This window comes from Mycobacterium pseudokansasii, from assembly GCF_900566075.1.
GTDB classification, from domain to species: domain Bacteria; phylum Actinomycetota; class Actinomycetes; order Mycobacteriales; family Mycobacteriaceae; genus Mycobacterium; species Mycobacterium pseudokansasii.
This window is the reverse complement of the sequence record NZ_UPHU01000001.1, coordinates 3,888,596-3,906,673: the sequence shown is the minus strand read 5'-3', so window position 1 is coordinate 3,906,673 and position 18,078 is coordinate 3,888,596. Positions and strand designations below refer to the sequence as shown.

The 18,078-nt window shown below is 64.1% G+C and carries 15 protein-coding genes; 6 read left to right on the top strand and 9 right to left on the bottom strand.

The features are described from left to right. Positions 1 to 48 precede the first annotated feature (48 nt). Entirely contained in the window at positions 49 to 1,521 is a 1,473-nt protein-coding gene (locus tag EET10_RS17650; protein WP_063467374.1) for a wax ester/triacylglycerol synthase family O-acyltransferase, read from the top strand. A gap of 177 nt (positions 1,522 to 1,698) precedes the next feature. On the opposite strand, the gene EET10_RS17645 is transcribed toward EET10_RS17650, so the two are convergent. Continuing rightward, a complete protein-coding gene (locus EET10_RS17645; RefSeq protein ID WP_063467375.1) occupies positions 1,699 to 2,358 on the bottom strand; it encodes a class I SAM-dependent methyltransferase in 660 nt (219 codons plus the stop codon). A 383-nt stretch (positions 2,359 to 2,741) separates the two neighbouring features. On the opposite strand from EET10_RS17645, the gene EET10_RS17640 reads away from it, so the two are divergent. From EET10_RS17640 to EET10_RS17630, 3 genes are all read left to right on the top strand, one after another. Further along, on the top strand, positions 2,742 to 2,999 hold the full coding sequence (locus EET10_RS17640) for a ribbon-helix-helix domain-containing protein (RefSeq protein ID WP_036402542.1): 258 nt from the start codon (positions 2,742 to 2,744) through the stop codon (positions 2,997 to 2,999). After that, complete coding sequence (locus tag EET10_RS17635) at positions 2,996 to 3,400, top strand: type II toxin-antitoxin system VapC family toxin (RefSeq protein WP_036402846.1); 405 nt, start codon at positions 2,996 to 2,998, stop codon at positions 3,398 to 3,400. The genes EET10_RS17640 and EET10_RS17635 overlap by 4 nt, the downstream gene beginning before the upstream one ends. 219 nt (positions 3,401 to 3,619) lie before the next feature. After that, positions 3,620 to 5,227, top strand: coding sequence for a WS/DGAT domain-containing protein (locus tag EET10_RS17630; RefSeq protein WP_036402544.1), 1,608 nt, complete (start codon positions 3,620 to 3,622; stop codon positions 5,225 to 5,227). 16 nt (positions 5,228 to 5,243) lie between these two features. On the opposite strand, the gene EET10_RS17625 is transcribed toward EET10_RS17630, so the two are convergent. The 5 genes from EET10_RS17625 to EET10_RS17605 form a co-directional block, all read right to left on the bottom strand. Continuing rightward, positions 5,244 to 6,236: an NAD-dependent epimerase/dehydratase family protein gene (locus EET10_RS17625; protein ID WP_063467376.1), complete on the bottom strand. Its 993-nt coding sequence runs from the start codon at positions 6,234 to 6,236 to the stop codon at positions 5,244 to 5,246. A 66-nt stretch (positions 6,237 to 6,302) separates the two neighbouring features. Then, positions 6,303 to 6,533, bottom strand: coding sequence for a DUF167 domain-containing protein (locus tag EET10_RS17620; RefSeq protein ID WP_036402546.1), 231 nt, complete (start codon positions 6,531 to 6,533; stop codon positions 6,303 to 6,305). Between the two features lie 543 nt (positions 6,534 to 7,076). Further along, positions 7,077 to 7,325 (bottom strand): excalibur calcium-binding domain-containing protein, encoded by a 249-nt coding sequence (locus EET10_RS17615; RefSeq protein ID WP_036402553.1) that lies wholly within the window; start codon positions 7,323 to 7,325, stop codon positions 7,077 to 7,079. 356 nt (positions 7,326 to 7,681) lie between these two features. Then, on the bottom strand, positions 7,682 to 9,403 hold the full coding sequence (locus tag EET10_RS17610; RefSeq protein ID WP_122502362.1) for an aldehyde dehydrogenase family protein: 1,722 nt from the start codon (positions 9,401 to 9,403) through the stop codon (positions 7,682 to 7,684). Between the two features lie 187 nt (positions 9,404 to 9,590). Beyond that, the gene (locus EET10_RS17605) at positions 9,591 to 13,451 is read right to left on the bottom strand and encodes an NAD(P)-dependent oxidoreductase (protein WP_122502361.1); all 3,861 of its coding nucleotides are present in this window, start codon (positions 13,449 to 13,451) and stop codon (positions 9,591 to 9,593) included. A 297-nt stretch (positions 13,452 to 13,748) separates the two neighbouring features. Between EET10_RS17605 and EET10_RS17600 the strand changes: the two genes are divergently transcribed. After that, positions 13,749 to 14,609 (top strand): hypothetical protein, encoded by an 861-nt coding sequence (locus EET10_RS17600; protein ID WP_136624747.1) that lies wholly within the window; start codon positions 13,749 to 13,751, stop codon positions 14,607 to 14,609. An 87-nt stretch (positions 14,610 to 14,696) separates the two neighbouring features. Here EET10_RS17600 and EET10_RS17595 read toward each other — a convergent pair whose 3' ends face one another. Beyond that, positions 14,697 to 15,416 (bottom strand): hypothetical protein, encoded by a 720-nt coding sequence (locus tag EET10_RS17595; protein WP_063467380.1) that lies wholly within the window; start codon positions 15,414 to 15,416, stop codon positions 14,697 to 14,699. 5 nt (positions 15,417 to 15,421) lie between these two features. Then, positions 15,422 to 16,252 carry an SDR family NAD(P)-dependent oxidoreductase gene (locus EET10_RS17590; RefSeq protein WP_051490476.1) on the bottom strand — a complete coding sequence of 277 codons (831 nt, stop codon included), beginning with the start codon at positions 16,250 to 16,252 and terminating at the stop codon, positions 15,422 to 15,424. A gap of 270 nt (positions 16,253 to 16,522) precedes the next feature. On the opposite strand from EET10_RS17590, the gene EET10_RS17585 reads away from it, so the two are divergent. After that, entirely contained in the window at positions 16,523 to 17,527 is a 1,005-nt protein-coding gene (locus tag EET10_RS17585; protein WP_063467381.1) for an NAD-dependent epimerase/dehydratase family protein, read from the top strand. A gap of 58 nt (positions 17,528 to 17,585) precedes the next feature. On the opposite strand, the gene EET10_RS32350 is transcribed toward EET10_RS17585, so the two are convergent. Continuing rightward, a complete protein-coding gene (locus EET10_RS32350) occupies positions 17,586 to 17,690 on the bottom strand; it encodes an excalibur calcium-binding domain-containing protein (RefSeq protein WP_225722907.1) in 105 nt (34 codons plus the stop codon). Between the last annotated feature and the right edge of the window lie 388 nt (positions 17,691 to 18,078).

The window sequence follows — 18,078 nt, the reverse complement described above, 5'->3', positions numbered from 1 at the left end:
CGCGCATTGGGCTTGACCGCATTCGATCGATTATCGGGCTAGGTGACGATGGAGCAATTGAGCGGTTTGGACGCCGCGTTCGTGTACTTCGAAGCTGCCGGCGGGGCGCACGTCAGCTCGTTCGCGATCTACGACCCGTCGACGGCTCCGGGCGGCACTGTCAGCTTCGACGATGTCGCCGCGCATATCGGCTCCCGGCTTGGCGCGGACCGCGCTTTTCGCTCGGCGCTGGCTCGGGTCCCCTTCGATCTGGATCACCCGTACTGGGTGCGCGACAAGAACTTCGAGCTGAGCCGGCACCTGCACCACCTGACCTTGCCCCGCCCCGGTGACTGGCGGGAGCTCTGTGAGCTGGTGTCACAACTGCATGCTCGACGCATGGATCTGAGCCGGCCTCCCTGGGAGTGCTACTTCATCGACGGGCTCGGCAAGATCGAGGGATTCCCGGACGATGCCTTCGTGGTGTGCTTCAAGATGCATCATTCGGCGGTCGACGGCATCACGGGCATGGGCATCGTCGGCGCGCTGCATGACCCCACCCCGGAAACCCGGCCAGCGCCGGCGGACGAGTGGAGCCCGGAGCGGCGCCCGTCGCCGCTGAATCTGCTCGTCCGCGCCGCGGTCAGCTATGCCCGACGACCGCCCCGACTGCTGTCTGCGGCCAGACACGGCGTTCCCGTCCTGGCTCGGCTGCCCGCAGCGATGACCCGATTGAGGTCGACAGGTCAGGTGGAGCAAGGACTTTTCGGCGGCGTGCCCCACACCCGGTTCAACGACCGCACCGATGGCCGTCGCAATTTCGACGGACGAGCCTACGACCTGGCCGCAATCCGGGCCGCACGCACGCAGGTGCCGGCAGCCACGGTCAACGACGTCGTGCTTGCGGGCATCGGGGGCGCGCTGCGCCGCTATCTGCTGGACAAGGGGGAGTTGCCCGAATCGTCGCTCGTCACGGTCATCGCGATGCAGGAGCACGTCAAGGGACGGCGCGGGGCGAATCAGCTTGCAGTGGCCCGTGCATCGCTCGGCACGAACATCGCCGACCCGGTATCCCGGCTGCGGGCCGTGCACGAGTCCAGCGCCCGCTCGAAGGCCTTCATCGAGGCGGTGGGTCCGCGCTCTTTCGTCGAGTACGCCGAGTTCTTGCCGGGCTCCCTGCTAGTCCCGGCGATCCGTCTCGCAAGGGCGGCACACCTCGGGCAGTACTGGGACACGTCGTGGGTCGCCAACACGTACGTGACCACCATGCGCGGTTCGCAGTCCCCGATCTACCTTGTCGGTGCTCGGATGATCGCGAGCTATGGTTTCACCCCATTCTCGCAACGAAACGGGTTGATGCACAGCGCGGTCAGCTATTGCGGACGCATGCTCGTCAGCATCAACGGCTGCCCGGCCGTGCTGCCGGATATCGAGCACTACGGCGAGTGCATGGACGCGTCGTTCGCTGAACTACTGCCGCGTGCAGATCTCGGCACCGGGTCGAGACCGAAACCAGCCCCCGCGCCCGCCCATCACCGGTAGCCTATCCGGCTATTGCGGCGAGAGCCGCTATGGCTCTCGATTCTGTTCTCGTCATGGGCGCATTCGGCATCGTGGGCAGTTCGCCCGCTTCTCAATGTTTGTTGTCGCCGGATCTGCTCTCCGAGATGCGCGCCACCTCGCGGTTGGCAGTGCTAACCCGCATCGGCCGAGGCGCCGTCATCGTTGGCGTGTGTCCGGAGTTGCGATCACGACATCCATGACAAGCCCCAATCGATGCACGCGCGAGTGATGCTCGACATTCCAGCCGTGTTCCAGCAGAGCGGTCACGCTGACGAGACGACACCCGCCCAAAACCTTTGGCGCAAACCGCCATAGCCTCATCCAAGTTCGCGAGATGGCTCGTTCGGCCAGCCGATCTCCGTGGCCCAGGCTGGCTATGCAGAGCCGGCCGTTGGGTGCGAGGATCCGCCGCAGATCGTCGAGCACGGTCCGGGCGTAGGCTTCGTCGAGCAGATCGAACACAAACGTAGACAGCACTCGGTCCGCGCACCCGTCATCGGCGGGTAGCGGCAGCGAGCCGTCGACAAGCACTATTCGGGCCTGCTTGGCCCTGGCGGCGACTCGACGGGTGGCCAAGCTGACCATCACCGGGCTGACGTCGACGCCGAGGTAGTTGACCGTAGGCGGCAGCGACGCCAGCAGACGCGCGGCTAACCGACCAGTGCCGCAACCGAACTCAAAAATCGTCTGGTCCCCGGCGAGGGCGGCATTTGCCACGAGCCGGTTTATTGTCGTGTCCTCATAGAAGGCCTGCCAGTCCTGGACGCGACCGATCCGGTCGTAGAGCGAACGGGCCTCGCCCACCGTGAGCGCCACGCGTTGTCCTCCCTGATCGCCAGCAAACGGGTGCGGAAATGGTAGCGCCGGTGTCGACCGGCCCGGGCCTCGCGCTACCGTCGGGATCAACCAGCGAGTTATCGCCGCCGTGATGCCCACGGGTTGGGTGAGGCTACGACAGCGAATAGCCATGCGTGGCAACATAAGTCACCTGGGTCATGAAAACACCGCCCGGCGCCTAGACCCAGGATCGGGACGCGGCTACCAAATCAGAGGCCGACTTGAACGCTGAACTGAGCCAAATCGCCGCCCAACGAGCGGCCCCTGTGCGGTCAAACCAACAGTGCCACACCACTTTGAGTTAGCGTCGGAATGGTGAAGGGGACGCCTGGCTAATCCAGTTGTGATGTATAATATGGTGTATGCGTCGCACCAACATCTACCTTGACGAGCAGCAGACCGCGAGCCTCGACCGGTTAGCGAAACAGCAAGGTGTGTCGCGGGCCGAACTTATCCGCCAGCTGCTCGAGCGCGCTCTGGCCAGCGCTGACGACAACCTGGCGTCGGATCTGAAAGCGATCGACGATTCCTTCGGTACGCTTCGAGACGTTGACTTGCCGGGGCGTTTTCCTGGCTATCGGGAGGAGCACCTCGCCCGAGTGTGGCGCGGGACGTCGTGATCCTGGTCGACTCCGATGTGCTGATCGCGCACTTGCGAGGTGTGGCCGTCGCCCGCGACTGGCTTCTCAATGTTCGGAGTCGCGGACCCCTGACAATGAGCGTGGTATCGATCGCGGAGCTGATCGGCGGTATGCGGACTGTCGAGCGGCGCGAAGTGTGGCGCCTGCTTGCATCATTTCGTGTCGAGCCGGTGACTGAGATCATTGCTCGCCGCGCTGGAGACATGATGCGCCGATATCGGCGCAGCCACAACGGTATCGGACTCGGCGACTATCTCATCGGTGCAACGGCGGACGTGCGGGGCCTAGAACTGGCGACGCTGAATGTGCGGCATTTCCCCATGTTCGAGCATTTGCAGCCGCCGTTTGCCATCACGGACGGGCAGCCGCCGGGGGAGTGACTCAATGGACCGCTCGCCTCGACGGCAGGAGTTCTTTCCGAATCACGTTGTCAATGCCAGTCGGCAAGCGGTGGCAATGTCTGCTACCGCGCCCTCGGTCCCCACGGCGCCTCACCAGCCCCACCCGGGGTAGCCCGCGCGCATCGGCTGGGCGCATGATTCTCGGATACGAAGCGCGGGCACCCCGGGCTTGCGGTCGATCGTTCGCGGAGGTGCAAGGTGGCAGAGCGGCGCCGGCTCGGCATCCAGGACTCCCTGTGGCTGGAGATGGACCGGCCGAACAACCTGATGGTCGTCGACACGGTGGTCTGGACGACCGACCCGCTCGACTGGAGTCGGGTGCGCCGAGTTATCGAGGAGAGGCTCACGACCCGCTATCCCGTGTTCCGCAGCCTGGCGGTCAAGGACCGCGACGGCTCGTGGTGGTGGGAGGTCGACGACGAGTTCGACTTCGAGCGGCATGTCACGGTTGTGGACCTGAAGGATCCCGACGACCGCCGCGAACTGCAGGTGCTGGTCGCAAGCCACCGCACCGAAATGCTCGACCGCAACCGGCCACTCTGGCAAGGGATTTGGGTGAACCGCTACCGGGATGGCAGCGCTATCATCATGCGGACGCACCATGCCGTCGCCGACGGGATGCGCATGGTCGAACTGGCGATGAGCCTTTTCGACGCGTCTCCCACCGGAGGTCCGATCCGCGGCCCCGGGGTCATGCAGCACGGGGCGCGGCCGCACCCGCCGGGGCAGCCGATGCGGCAACGACTGCGCACGGCAGCGGGCCGGGCGGCCGCTACGGCGCAGCGCGCGAGGTCGCTGATCGAAGAGACGGTGAGCGACCCGGGCGGACGGGCGACGGACGTGGCTGCCGGCATGATCGGGGCGGCTGCCGCAGCGCCTCGTATCCTTAGTCGTGCCACCGGTTTCGGTCGTTTGGCGTTGCAGAACCCGGTGGGGGCCGGCCACACGATCACCACCTCGGCGCGGGCGGCGGCGTCCGACGTCGTCGAGTCCGTCGGCGCCATGATGCGGGCGACGCTGCCCGGCAGTGGCACGCTGGTCGACGTGTTCTCCGCCGCACCTGGTGACCTGGACATCCTGCGCAAGCTGCTGCTCGGCACTCGCAACGACCCGACGATCTGGACGGGTACCGCGGGCCAAGACAAAGCGGTGGCGTGGTCAGAGCCCATTCCGCTGGCCAAAGTCAAGGCCGTGGCCAGGGCGAACAACTGCACGGTCAACGACGTGCTGGTGACCAGCGCGGCCGGAACATTGCACGACTACCTGCAGGCCCACCACGCCCGCTGCTCGGCGGTGACCTTCATGATTCCGGTCAACCTCAAACCCGTCGACGTGACGCTGCCTGACAATCTCGGTAACGAGTTCGCCCTCGTACAACTCGAACTGCCCACCGATGAGGCCGATCCCCTCCGGGTCCTGGCCGTAGCCAAGAACCGGATGAACCGGATCAAGCACGGCCACGAGGCGGCCGTGGCGTTTCGCCTGCAGGAGACCATCGCCGGATTCAATCGGCAGCTGTATGAAGCATCGGTGGACTTGTTCACCAACCGCACGATCGGCACCTTCACCAACGTTCCTGGCCCGCCGATGCCGGTGTACCTGGCCGGTAGCAAGGTGGCGGGCATCGTCGGGTGGGCACCGGTATCGGGTAATCAGCCCATGAGCTTCACGATTTCCACCTACAACGGCAACGTGGTGGTGGGCATCGCCTGCGACAAAACCCTGGTGCCCGATCATGAAACGATCGTCGACGGGTTTGCCGGGGCTTTTGAGCGGTTGCTGGCGGCGAGCCCCGGGGTTGCCTGATGACGGGACGGCTCGCTTATGTTTCGTCGGCGTTGCGATGCGCGAAGGTCGCGATGATCGCCTCTCGGGGCGAGCGCCAGGTCACCCCGAGTTCGGCCAGGGTGCGCGAGTCGTCGGTGGGTATCGCCGCGGTGAGCAGTTGTGCGGCTTCGAAACTGAATCCGGCGCCCAGCGGCAGCACCGCGCCGATGACGTCGGCGATCCTCCCGACGGCCCGAAACATACGGCTGGACAGAGGGATTCGTCTGATATGGCGCCCGCAGCCGGCCTCGAGCGCACTGATCATCTCGTCGAAGCTCAGCATCACACCGCCGCACAGGTAGCGTTTCGGGCCGCGGCCCGGACTCATCGACGCCACGTGTACGTCGGCGATGTCTCGCACGTCGATCATCATCATCCCGGCGTTGCGCAATCGCGGTGCCACACCCGTGCGGACGATCGTGGCCCAGCCCTGCTCGGTGATTCCGGGGTTCGTCATGTAGGCCCGGCCGACGACGCTGGACGGATAGGTCAACACGATGGGCGCACCCTCGTCTTGCAGCCGCCGGGCAACTCGATCGGCGTAGCCCTTTGTCTTGGCGTAGGCAGATCTGCCCGCCGCAGTCGGAGTGTCCGGTCCGATCACCGGTCCCGGCGGCGGGAAGAGGGCGCTGTAGCTGTTGAGGGAGACGATCGGGTCCAGCCCACGCTCATGCGCCTGACGCAGCACCGCCTCGGTGGCATACGCGTTGACTTCCCACATCAACTTCTCGCGCCGGTTGTCGGTGCCGACGACGCCGGCCCCGTGCAGCACGGTTTCGGCGTCGTCGACGAGCCGCGCAACGGTATCGGGCTCTCGCACGTCGCCGCGATGCACGGTGATCGCCCCGAATTCCGAAAACTTATGTAGCAGTGGGGGATTGTCCCAGCCGGGCTCGGCGAGGAGCCGTACCTGGTGGCCGGCCGTCAACAGTCCACGGACGATGTGCGCGCCGAGATATCCGGTGCCACCGGTGACTGCGATCTGCACGAATTGGTGACTCTACCGGTGTGCATCAGAGGTCGGGAGGTGCGCCCGGCGCCTGGCCGTGCGCGCCTAGCGGCTGACGCGGAAGCGCTTGTGACTCGACGTCGCTCCGGACACCATCTGGACCCGGCTCCTGGGCACTCCCAGGTGGGTGGCCAGTAACCGCGCGACCGCGTCGTTGGCCTTGCCGTCCACAGCCGGCTCGCGCACGTAGATCGTCAACCCACCGTCAGGACCGATTTCGACCAGCGGCCCCTTGCGGCTGCCCGGCTTGGCCTTGACCATGAGGATGTCGGTCATGCTTGGTGAGGTTACTCCTGTCTACTTCACTCCTTCGCTGCCGCGGGTCCGGCCGTTGTCGCACAACATGTTCGCGGTCGTTGGACAGGATCGGCGTCCTAACGCATTTCGGCGTTCACCGGAGCCGGCTTCGCGTGCCCGTGCGCGCGCCGGTTGACCGCATCTCAATGCGCCATCTCAAGGTTTTGCATCGAGTGTTCGGGGCGATGCACCGGTCGTGGATTGTCGACTCCGGTTCGTCTTCCCGAAAGTTGTGGTCCGCCTGACCAGGCTCACATTCGGGCTCTTCGGCTCCAAGGCAATAACGGCCGTTGGCGCCGCGGTCGCTGTCCCGTCCACAAGCGTCCGCCCCACGCAGCCGCCTCCGCCAAGGTGACCTTGAGGACATAGCATCTTCCCTCCCGCCAGGAACGCGCGCCCAGCGCGCCGGGATGCTCATCTCACGATGCCCGGGACGGTATTCATTGCCTCAAATGCTGGATGCCCGCGTCAGCTGATTCGTCGCATCGATTGCTAGCGGCTTCTTTGGATGGGGCTTTGCGGTTAGCACTCGCAGGCGAAGCCATCGTTGTCACGGTCCTGCCTCGGGCAGTAGGCCGGATCGTCGCTGGGGATGTTGCATCTGCCGTGCGCGTGCGCGTCGGTGCAGTTCTTGTAGACGCAGCTGCCGGTTGAGCTCACCTCCGTGCAATTCGCGTCGGCAGGCTCGGTCTGCGCGACCGGGGCAGCGCCGAGGGCGATACCCCAAGCCGCGGCGGTGATTGCTACGCATACCAGCAATTCACGAACCATCGTCGATCCGCTCCTCGTTGAGGATGCCCACCCTGTGGGACGGAGCCTACGCCGCGTTTGCTGATCGCACAATCAACGGCACTCCAAAACTATTGCCGGCAAATGCATTCGAGTCCGATACTGACGACTCAAGTCCGAGCAATTCGCATAGCCAGCTGCGCAGGCTGCACTGAGTTGAGGCTCCCTCAGTTGCGACGCACCCGCGCCAACAGGTATTTGCCCCGCCGCTCCCGACACGAATCGTGGACGCGACCTCCGTCTGTTCGGTAAGCACCGAGGAAGGCGTGGTCGGCGCGATAGCAGCTGTGGCTGTCAGCGGACCACGACGCTAGGAGCGAGTCGCCCGAGCAAGCCCGTCATCCCCCCAAAGCCGACGCAAAGATCCCGGGCAGCGCGGTGGGCTTGCCGTCCACCAGGAATTTGACCAGTCGACGGATCGTCGTCTCCGCGGTCTTGTTGGTCACGAAAAAGACGGGCTTGGGCGATATCGTCAACTCGCCTCCGAGGATGGCGCGCGGTGACGGCCGGAATGGGATCTCGGCGATGGCCTTCTGCGGGTGCTGCAGCAAGAAGGCGTTGTGCACCACCCCGGTGCCGCTGCCGATGTCTTGCGGAGTGTGCCCGGGGAACGCACCCCAGGGCGTGTATCCCAGCAAGAAATTCATCGCCGACCACACGTTGACCCCGATGTCGCCGTAGCGCAGGCCGGAAATCGCGTCATCGAAGGCCGCTGCGTTCGTCTTTCGCGTCTTGGGGTCAATGATGATCGTCGCGCCTAGGGTGCCCGGCAGAATGTCGTTGGCGAAATCGACGGCGTTGCACATGAATTCGCGCGCCGTCTTGCCGGGAAGCCGCACGATTCCCAGGGCGCCGGCGAACACCTCGTCACGCAGGATGCTGGCACCGCTGTGCGGGTCGACATCGGAGATGAGCACCCGGCTCTTGTCGCCGCTGAGGACCTCCGCGCCGCGCATCCCCTCGCACGCCTGCTCGGTCTTCTCTTGCGAGCGGGGGTAGTACGTGCGGCGAGGCTCGACCTCACGCATGACGGCGCGAATTTCGGCGATGAGCTGGTCGGTCAGCTCCCAATCTTCCGAAACGAGCATGACCTGGGTCGCGATGCAGTTGTGGCCGGCGTTGTTGAGCTTGCTGGATGCGATGTGTTCGGCCTGGAACCTGAGGTCGGCGTCGCTCCAGTCGCCCGGGACGACGATCACCGGGCTGAGTCCGCCAAGCTCGGCCGAGATCGGCTTGTCCAGTAACGGGGTGTTGTTGGCCTTACGAGTCGCCGCCTCGGCATCGCTGCCCCACACGATCGCGTCGTAGGTTGCCGCCGAACCGGTCATGTGAATGGAGTCGACCTTCGGATGATGAGCCAGGTAGCTGCCGACGTCGGCGCCGCCATAGACGAAGCGCAGCCAGCCACGCGAGACGAAGTCATTGAAGATCTTCTCGTAGAACGGGCCGAGGTAGTCGTTGACGGGGTTCATCTTCACGACGCAGACGTTCCCCTGGGCGAACAACTGGTCGAGGATGTCGAGCGTCGTAATGGTTCCCACGTTGCCGGCGCCGAGGACCGATGCGACGCCCGGGTGGTCGTAGCCGGCACCGCGGTACATGCGGGCGGCGTCCTTGCGCGTTTGCTCAGCACTGACGCCCGGCTCGATCCAGACCTGCGCCTTGTAGCCGTTGAGCAGCAACCGGTCGTAGACGGTGACCGGGAAGACGTCGACGACGACCTGTCCGTCGGGCCTGGTGTGCACCGCGTCGGCCTTGATCGGCTCCTGCCCGGCAAGTATCCGCCTGAGCACCAGGGCGTGCGAGTTGACGCCCTGGATGAAGGCCCATACACCGGTCAGCCAGTCTTCGGCGACCCAACTGGAGGTCGAGGCGATGCCTTTCGCCCTGTCGGCCGCGGCCACCATCTCCGGGGCGAAATTGAGGATCTTGCGCGGCAACGCTCCCAGCAGTGCCACCTTGGCTTCGAGGGACAGGGCGACCCAGCTGGCCGCATTAGCGTGCAGAGCGTCAAGCGCCGTGTCGAGTGTTGTCGTATCGAGTGATGCTTGTGTGGTCATGGGGCCGTCCTATCTTGCTGTGGCGACGGTGCGCGCCGCCTCGGCGGCTTTCCGCATCGCTGCCTGTAGCGTGCGCCGTTCGCCACGCGGTCGAAAGGGGTCAAAGGTCCTGACATCGAGCCTCGAACTGGATGCGGTAGCTGGGCTGACGTCGGTGCGGGTGCGACGAGCCACATCGGCCCGGACTTCACGCCATCAAATCGCCCATCTTCTGCAGCATTTCGACCACGTCGCCGGGCAGCGTGGTCGGCTCCTTGCCGACGGCGTAGCAACCCAGGATGATCTCGGCCGAGCGGTCGATGATCTCGACCATGTCGGCGGCGCGGCGCAGACTGCGGCCGGCGACCAGTATCCCGTGGTTCTGCATGAGCACCGCCCAGCCGTCCCGGATGGCCTCGGCCACGGCATGTGCCAGCTCGTCGGTTCCCGGCATGATGAACGGCACCCGCGGGATGTCACCGAAGAACGCCGCCTCGGTCGACACCGGCAGAAACGGCAGCCCGGTATTGACAAGCATGGTGGCGTGCGGTGCGTGGGCATGCACCACCGCCTGCGCGTCGGGACGGGCACGGTACACCAGGCAGTGCATCATTCGTTCGCTCGACGGTGAGGGAGCGCCGGGATCAAGCACGTGCCCGTCTAGGTCCAGGCGCACCAGGATTTCGGGCCGCAGGTCCCCCTTGAACATTTGGCTGGGCGTGATCCACAGCTGGTCGGTTCCAGGGATGCGCACGCTGACGTTACCGCCGGTGGCGGTGATGAGTTCGGCGGTGTAGAGCTCGTGCACGGTCTGCAGCAGGGTGTCCCGGAGATCTCCCGCGGATCCGGTTGGTGTCGGCAATGCGGTGGCGGGTGCGGCGGACGGCACGGCTGCGGTGGCGTCGGGGATGGTGGCCAGATCGCCCGGATCACCGGCTTCCTCGCGGGCCTCCTGGTAGAGCCGGGCCAGATCGTCCTGCATGTTCTGCAACGTCATCGCCTTGGCTGTGTCGCCGCTGAACGAGAGTCGCCCGCCCATAGCCGCTTGCATGGGATTGACGCGCCCGGTGAACATCCCGTCGAGGATCTCGGCGCGCATGCGTAATTCGACGTCGGCGGGCGTAGCGGGATCGCCGAGGTCGGCGGTGATCGCGCCGCCCTGTAGTTGCAGGAAGAACGCCAGCTCCAGGTCGGTGAGCGTGAAGTGCAGCGTGACGGATTTGCCTGCGGCAAAAGCGCTTAGCGCCTCATCGTGGGTGATCCGGTCGACAAAGCCTTTCAGGATGCGCCGCATGCCGTCGCGCATTTCGGGCGGCACCTCGGCGCCCGGCGCCAATGTCGTTGCGGGGGGCGCTGGTTCAGGCTGCGCAGCGGCCGCGCCCCGGTCGAGCTGCAGGTCCGACACCGCGGGCCCGGGTTGGCGGGCCAACTGTTCGAGGACTCCGGGTTCCGGTGTCGGGCGCGGTGCGGTCCAGTCGAAGCTACGCAGGGTTTCGGGGTTGAGGACGTGCAGCGGCGCCTCGCCGACGAGCAGTCGGCGCAGGTCTGCGCCGATCATCCGCCCTTGGTGCGCCGCCACGTCGATGGTGTTGCCGCCGACGTGCGGCGTCGCGATCACATTGTCGAGGGCCAGCAGCGGGTGATCCGACCCCGGGGGCTCGACGCTGAAGACGTCGAGCGCGGCGCCGCCGAGGTGTCCGTTGCGCAGCGCGTCGGCCAGGGCAGCCTCGTCGACGAGCGCCGCGCGCGCCGTGTTGACCAGGCAAGCGCCCGGCCGCATGCGGGCCAGTGCTGCGGCGCCGATCATTCCGCGTGACTGTTCGCTCACCGCGGCGTGCAGGCTGACGAAGTCGCTGCTGTCCAGCAGCTCATTCAACGTCGCCGGCCCGGCATCGGCCAGCACGATCTGCTCGGCATCGACATACGGGTCGAACACCAGGACGTGGGCGTCGAAGGCGCGCAGGCGTCGGGTGACAGCACGGCCCACCGCGCCGAAGCCGACCAGACCGATTGTCTTGTGCCACAGTTCGTGACCTTGCAGGCTGGTGAACGCCTGACCCATCCGGCCCATGTCGCCGGCGGCGACCCCCGGCTGATGAAGGAACGCCGACGCCGTGGGCAGCCGGCGGGCCAGCATCAGCAGGAACGCGACGGTGAGGTCGGCGACGGCGTCGGCGTTGCGTCCCGGGGCGTAGAGGACTGGAATCTCGAACGCGGTGCACGCCACGAGGTCGACGTTGACCGCGTTGCCCCGGCACGCGGCCACGACCCTCAGATCGGGCAGTTGCCGGATCGCATCGGCGTCCACCACGTCCACTTCGGTGATGAACACGTGCACCCCGGCCAGCGCCTCGACCAGGCTCGGCCCGGTCAGCAGCCGCATTGCGGTGCGAAAGCTCGCGTATTCGGTGTCGCCGAGCGCGCGCAGCGCCGCCAGTCCGTCGTCGTCCATGTCCGCGGTGACCATGATGCGCGGCCGCAGCGCCGGTCGCGACCGCGCAGCCGTAGCGCTCATCGCCTTGAGCGCCGACGGCAGGATCAGTTGCGACGCAAGCGTTTCGGCGTCGGCTCCCGCGGCCCGCAGCTGTTGCCAGCCGCCGTAGAGCTGGTGGTAGGCGCGTGTCCGCTCGCCGTCCGGCAGCACCGTGCGGGCCTGGCCGTGGAATCGCTGGGCGCCTTCGACCAGATCGGCGAAGACTCCGACGGCGACGCCGGCGCACAGCGCCGCGCCGAGCGCGGTGGATTCCGGTGTGGCGCCCACTTCGACGGGCATGCCGAGGACGTCGCTGAGTACCTGCGCGAATACCGCGCTGCGCGACATGCCGCCGGCGAGGCTGAACGCGGAGGGGCTGGTGTGTGTTGCCGCGACGTCACGGAACTGCTCGAGGTTGGCGCGCACCGCATACGCCATGCCGTCGACCACGGCACGCTCCAGGTGGCGCCGCCGTTGCGGATCATGGGCGGTGCTGAGGTGCGACAGCGTGATAGTGCCGGTGGGCAGCCGCAATTCCCGCGCGTTCATCACGCCGGTGCCAAGGGTGGACAGAATGCCGGCCGCACCCGGCTCAGACAACCCCGCTTCGGCTAGGAAGTGGGCCACCGGATGCTCGGCGTCCGGGTGCAGGATGCGTGCGAACCAGTCGAGCGCTTCACCCATCGCTCCGGCGTTGCTCTCCAACACCCAGCGGTCCGCCAGCACGTGGCAACCGGTCCACAGCCGCTCGTCGGGATCGACAACCGGTCGGTCGAGCACCAGCTGGACGGGAACCGTGGTGCCACCAATCGCCCCCACCTGTCCCGGCGCTACCGCGCCGACGCCCAGCATGGCGCACTGGGTATCGGCGCCGGCGACCGCGACCGGAGTCCCGGCGCGTAGCCCGAACAACTCCGCCGCCGTGGGCGTGACTGTGCCTAGCCGGGTACCCGCGGGGCGCAACGGCGGTAGCAGGCGACGCGGAATGCTCAATTCGTCGGCAAGGTCGACCGACCAATCACGTTGCGCCACGTCGAACAACAGGGTGGGGCTGGATTGCGACGGCTCGCTGCCGGACTCGCCGCACAGCCGGTAGGCGATCCAATCGCTGAGCGTGAGCACCATCGTGGCGCGCGCCCACGCGTCCGGATTCGTCTTTGCCAACCAGCGCAGTCGCGCCGCGGTGGCAAGCGGGCTCGGCCATTGCCCGGTGCGGACATAAAGCGCGCTGCCGTACTCGCTCGCCAGCTGAAACGCCTCGCCGGCCGCGCGTGCGTCGCGGTTGGGCGTGGCCAACAAGGCGTTGCCGTCTTCGTCGAGTACCAACGTGGTGTGCCGCATGCTTGTCGCCGCCACACCCAACACCTGATCCGGCGTTGCGCCCGCCTTGTCCAGCGCCGCGCGGGCGGCCTCGGCGAGGGTTGCCCAGATCAGGTCTAAGTCGAGATCGGTGCCCAGTCCGCCGGTTTCGGGCGCCGCCGGGTGGGTCCATGACCGGAAGATGCGGGTAAACGCGCCGCCTGCGATGTCAACGAGCAGACAATGCCCGCCGCTGCCGCCGGCATCGAGCGCCATCAGATAGCTGGGGTTCATCATGGCCTCACGGAATTTCGGGCGTCATCTGCTTGATTCGACCACTGCGTGCTCGATCGCCAGTAGAGTCCGAAGTCCTTGCGTCGACCGGTGCCGGCGACCGAGTTCGCGCATCCAGGTGTCCACGTTTTCTGCTCAATGCGGCGCTCGCGTCGCGGAACACGATGTCACGCTTTGCGTGCGGCCAGATGGCCCATCGACAAAGCACTGCACTGCGAGGAGCCTCGAATGAAACCTTCGAAGTTGCTCCTCAGAAGATGACTCGGAGGGTGGTCGCCAATACAGATGAGGCGATGACGAGTGGGCGACGAGCACTCGCCACTGGGTGCGCTGATGCGGCCACTTCGCCTCCGGATTGAGGATTCACTTGCTGCGCCGAAGCAGTGCACGGGCGCAGTCAAAGTGTGGCTCACAAAACAATATAACCAAGTGAAATGGAGTGCGCCGAATATGACTAGCATGCTTATGCCCGGACATGCTGAAATCTACAATGCGCTTCCGAACGTCGAGGACGCCGACAAAGAGCGGCAATCACGAACAGAGTTTGACAACTTCCTGGACGATTTCGCTGAGATATTGGTTGAGGCCGAGCTCTATAAAGTTGGGCTCGATGAGATAGCCGGCCCGCTACTGCTGCACAGTCATTTCCCGGTCAGCGGTGACACGGCAATTGTCGAGAGGCCAGCGGTGCTGGATGACGGTCGTCCCGCACTCGTGGCACGGCCCGAAGCCGTGATCCCTGAGGCAGTTGCGGTTCGGTGGAAGTGGCAACCCGAAACGGCGCAATTCCATCCATTGGAGTATTGCACCGATCCCGTAGCGGTTTCATCCGCCCAAAAACTCAGCCAGAATCCCGATTTTCTCAGCGCGGTGGGGCAGCTACTTGAATCATACGGTCTTCACGACGTCATCGGTCTCACCGTATTGCCTCGAAGTCTCGAAGTCAAAGAAGCGGGTTTGGTCTATTTCGAACGCTCCGCCGATGACCTGAGTGTCACAACGGTTGAGGCTTCGTCGTTGCCGGGGATCATAACAGCATGGGCCGCGACCATAACCAATGAGGGCGTACGAATTCGACCGCAAACCAGGTGCGATCTCACCACGAGATTTTGCGGGTCATGCAAGTGCCTCCGGACTACCTGCGTATCGGATCCAGATTAGGGGTCGCGGTAGGTAATTTCGGAATCAACACCTGCTTCTTCAAGAAGGCGGGCCGAAGTCCCTACGCCCAGGTGAATGCGGCGTGACTCAGCTCTTCAGTATGTACTCGCTTGTCATCGTGGTGCGGATGCGGTGCAAATCCAAGAATGAAGTCACGCTGCGCAACATCTTGATGATATTCAACACCAGTTTGAACGGGTTCCTGCCGGCTCCGTAGAAGAGGAAGTAGTTGGTGACGTGCCTGGTTGACGGCCATGCTTCCTCAACAATGCCCTCGTAGCTCGGCGCATCCGGTGTAACCGCCCTGATCACCAGGTTGCGCACATAGCGGGCTCTGGGCTGCATTGCTTCGGAGACCGGCGACTGCGTTCCGTGCCAGCGCCGAATCCATTCCGCGCGGGAAAGTCGCTTGGGCCGTTCCATCAAAGTCACTGCGACAATGCCGGGGGAACGTTTGCCGTCCGGCCAATTTCTCGGAGCAGAATGGCGATTACCGCCGTATTCGGTGTACATCGACTCGTCAACCAGATAACCGGCGAACCGGAAGCCTGCTTTTCGGAAGATCTCATCGAACGATGCATGTTCGCCGGCATCGTCCAGCCAGATGGCAACCTCAGCACACATCCGCTCTCCAGCGTAAAAGGGTGCGGGTGACCGTATGTTCGCATCCTGGTCAACGATATACATGCTGAGCTTGAGAGCTCCGGTCTGCAGCAGTTTGGGCGCGACGGCGGTCAGCAAATTTTGCTGGCGGTGACTACGACGCTGGCGGTCCGAGTCCCAGAGTATGTACACCAATTTGTCCATAGCCGTTAGTTCAGCGTCACCCGCCTGTCGCCATACATCTTCTCGGTGGAATTCCCCATGATGCTTATCCGACGTTTCCGCGATGCGAACCGCTCCAACAACGTCTGCGAGGCGCGGTAGGCGCCTCCGGGAATGAGCAGCGGACTACTGCCCAGAGCAGTGATGGCGTCGTGGGCGACCTTGTCCACCGTCAACGGCTTAGGAGCGAAAAATCTCAGACTCGCCGGGTTGCTGGAGGTGTAGTTAGGTGTCTCGATGGCGCCCGCGCAACAGGCCATGACGTCGACCCCGTGCGGCTTCAGTTCGTACCACAATCCCTCGGCCAGAACGATGTTGAAGGCTTTGGTGGCACCGTAACTCGCCAGCCAGGGAGCGCCCTGCATGCCGGAAAGCGACGTCATCAATATGATCCCGCCTCGCTTCCGCGCGCTCATCTGCTGTCCGAAGTGATGTGCCAGCATCAGCGGACCGCGGCAATTTACGTCAATAGCCCGCAGATGACTCTCGACAGAATGGCCGAGGAAAGGACCGATCAGCATGTAAGCGGTGTCGTATACCAGTAATCCGATGTCGAGATGGTTTGTCTCTCTGATAATCGTTTCCATCATGTCCGGGGCGGCCAGATCCATCGAAATGGTCTGCACCGATACACCGTATTTGTCTTCGAGTTCGGTGGACCGCGACTCCAGTGGACCGGACCTGCGTGCAATCAACACCAGGTTCAAGCCTCTTTGTGCCAGCTCAGCGGCAAAAGCCGCACCCAGCCCTACCGACGCGCCGGCAATGAGCGCCCACGGCCCATATCGTCTTTTGAAGCCATCCGATTCACTGCCCATCACCGCTCCCTCGACCGGGTCTCGGTGCTGAATTCTAGTTGTGATTACGCATAATGGTCAAGGACGGTCTTTTTCCCGGGCGCGGCCGCCTCGAAATAAATTCGCGTCATCCACGCCGTTGTTACGCCCCAGATGAATTGAAATTGAACTTGACATTTCGCACCACCTGGCAATACGCTAACGACCGGGCCGGAGTCGGGTCTCTCTATACCACGCCATACCAGGCCGCAAATGCCGGCAAAACGCCGACAATATTTTTGGGCAGGCATCATGAAGACACTCGTTACGGGAAGCACCGGGCTGGTCGGAAGCGCACTCGTCGAATGTCTCCTGGCCAGGGGTCACGAGGTTCGTGCGCTAGCCCGAAAGACATCCGATCTTACTCATCTCCGGGCCACTCAGGCGGAGGTCGTCGTCGGCGACATTACCGACTACGAAACCTTGCCGCCGATCGTTCAAGGCATCGAAACGGTTTTTCACGCGGCGGCAAAGGTCACTCCGGGGTGGGGGAGATGGGACGAGTTCGAGAAAACGACGGTGCACGGTACGGAGAATATGCTGAGAGCCAGCGCTGCGGCCGGGGTCCGACGTTTTCTTCATGTCAGTTCGTGCGCGGTATACGGCGATGCCTGCCAAGAAGGTGATATTCCGGTCGACGAATCAACCCCGACAATAGTGCAGAAGACACCATTGACCTACTACGACTACGCAAAGCTGCTCGCGGAGCGGGCCTGCTGGAAATACCATCGACAGGGCAAAATCCAGGTCTCGATGATCAGGATAGGCACGGCGTATGGCCCGCGTGACAAGCTTTTCTGTGATCGGGTCTACAACCAGACCTCTTTTCCCGTCATGATCTGGCCGGGCCGGGCGAATCCGCGATACTCGATTGTTTATGTATACGACGTCGCTGAATTGGCTATCCTGGCGGCTACCAACGACAAGGCGGTCGGACAGGTGTACAACGTCGCCGGGAGACCCGTAAGGCTAAAGCAGTTCACCGAGGCCATGATCGAAGCGCGCGGAATACGGCGGCATTGGATAACCATGCCCTACGCCATGGCCTGGCTGTGGTGTTATGCGATAGAAACCATCGCTAAGTTGCGGCGCTCCGAGGAAATGCCGTACCTGACACTGGCAACTCTGCGCAACCTGTACACCGAGAATTATCTTGACGGCACCAAGGCCAGGAAAGAACTCGGATGGCAGCCCACCACGTCACTGCGGGAAGGCACCCGACAATATGTTCTGTGGCGGCGCGCCAACGAAGAGTGATGAAATAGATCGCCTGCGGCCGTACCGTGATGACCGCAGGCGTCGGCGGCCCGCCGGCTTATGACGTCGAAGGCCAGTCGGCTACGAATTCACACGCGATGCCGTTGTGGTTGAGGTCGAGATCGGCGCGGTAGTGCGGGTCGCTCCGCGGGATATTGACCATACCCTGGCTGGCCACGCACTGTGACGAGTCAGACCCTGCATTAGCCAGCGGAGCTGCACCGATCCCGGCTGCCGCGATAGCCGCGCCGACCAGAAGTGTCCGTATCATAGGTCGTCCTAACTTTGAATGAGTTGAACTTGATTTCTTCATAACGCGATGCCAAGCGATTTTGTTCCGCTGGAAGGCAACGTGTGGGGCGGATTTGGTGGTAGTTCGCAGCGTCCGAGTTTTTGGCCCGCGAGATATTTCGACGGGTCGCAAAATTGCTGTCGGCTTCTTTCACAAATATGTTGGAGGTGCCGCAAAAAACAAGATGTCTTGACACCCGATTTCCAGTTCGACGGGGCCGCGAATCTGCGAGCAGCGCATCGTCGCGTTCTGGTTGACC

Bases quoted from the DNA above. Each gene is read 5' to 3' on its own strand.
- EET10_RS17620 (WP_036402546.1), bottom strand. From the start codon at position 6,533: ATGACCGACATCCTCATGGTCAAGGCCAAGCCGGGCAGCCGCAAGGGG.
- EET10_RS17640 (WP_036402542.1), top strand. From the start codon at position 2,742: ATGCGTCGCACCAACATCTACCTTGACGAGCAGCAGACCGCGAGCCTC.
- EET10_RS17650 (WP_063467374.1), top strand. From the start codon at position 49: ATGGAGCAATTGAGCGGTTTGGACGCCGCGTTCGTGTACTTCGAAGCT.
- EET10_RS32350 (WP_225722907.1), bottom strand. From the start codon at position 17,690: ATGGTCAATATCCCGCGGAGCGACCCGCACTACCGCGCCGATCTCGAC.
- EET10_RS17585 (WP_063467381.1), top strand. From the start codon at position 16,523: ATGAAGACACTCGTTACGGGAAGCACCGGGCTGGTCGGAAGCGCACTC.
- EET10_RS17595 (WP_063467380.1), bottom strand. From the start codon at position 15,416: ATGGACAAATTGGTGTACATACTCTGGGACTCGGACCGCCAGCGTCGT.
- EET10_RS17605 (WP_122502361.1), bottom strand. From the start codon at position 13,451: ATGATGAACCCCAGCTATCTGATGGCGCTCGATGCCGGCGGCAGCGGC.
- EET10_RS17610 (WP_122502362.1), bottom strand. From the start codon at position 9,403: ATGACCACACAAGCATCACTCGATACGACAACACTCGACACGGCGCTT.
- EET10_RS17590 (WP_051490476.1), bottom strand. From the start codon at position 16,252: ATGGGCAGTGAATCGGATGGCTTCAAAAGACGATATGGGCCGTGGGCG.
- EET10_RS17615 (WP_036402553.1), bottom strand. From the start codon at position 7,325: ATGGTTCGTGAATTGCTGGTATGCGTAGCAATCACCGCCGCGGCTTGG.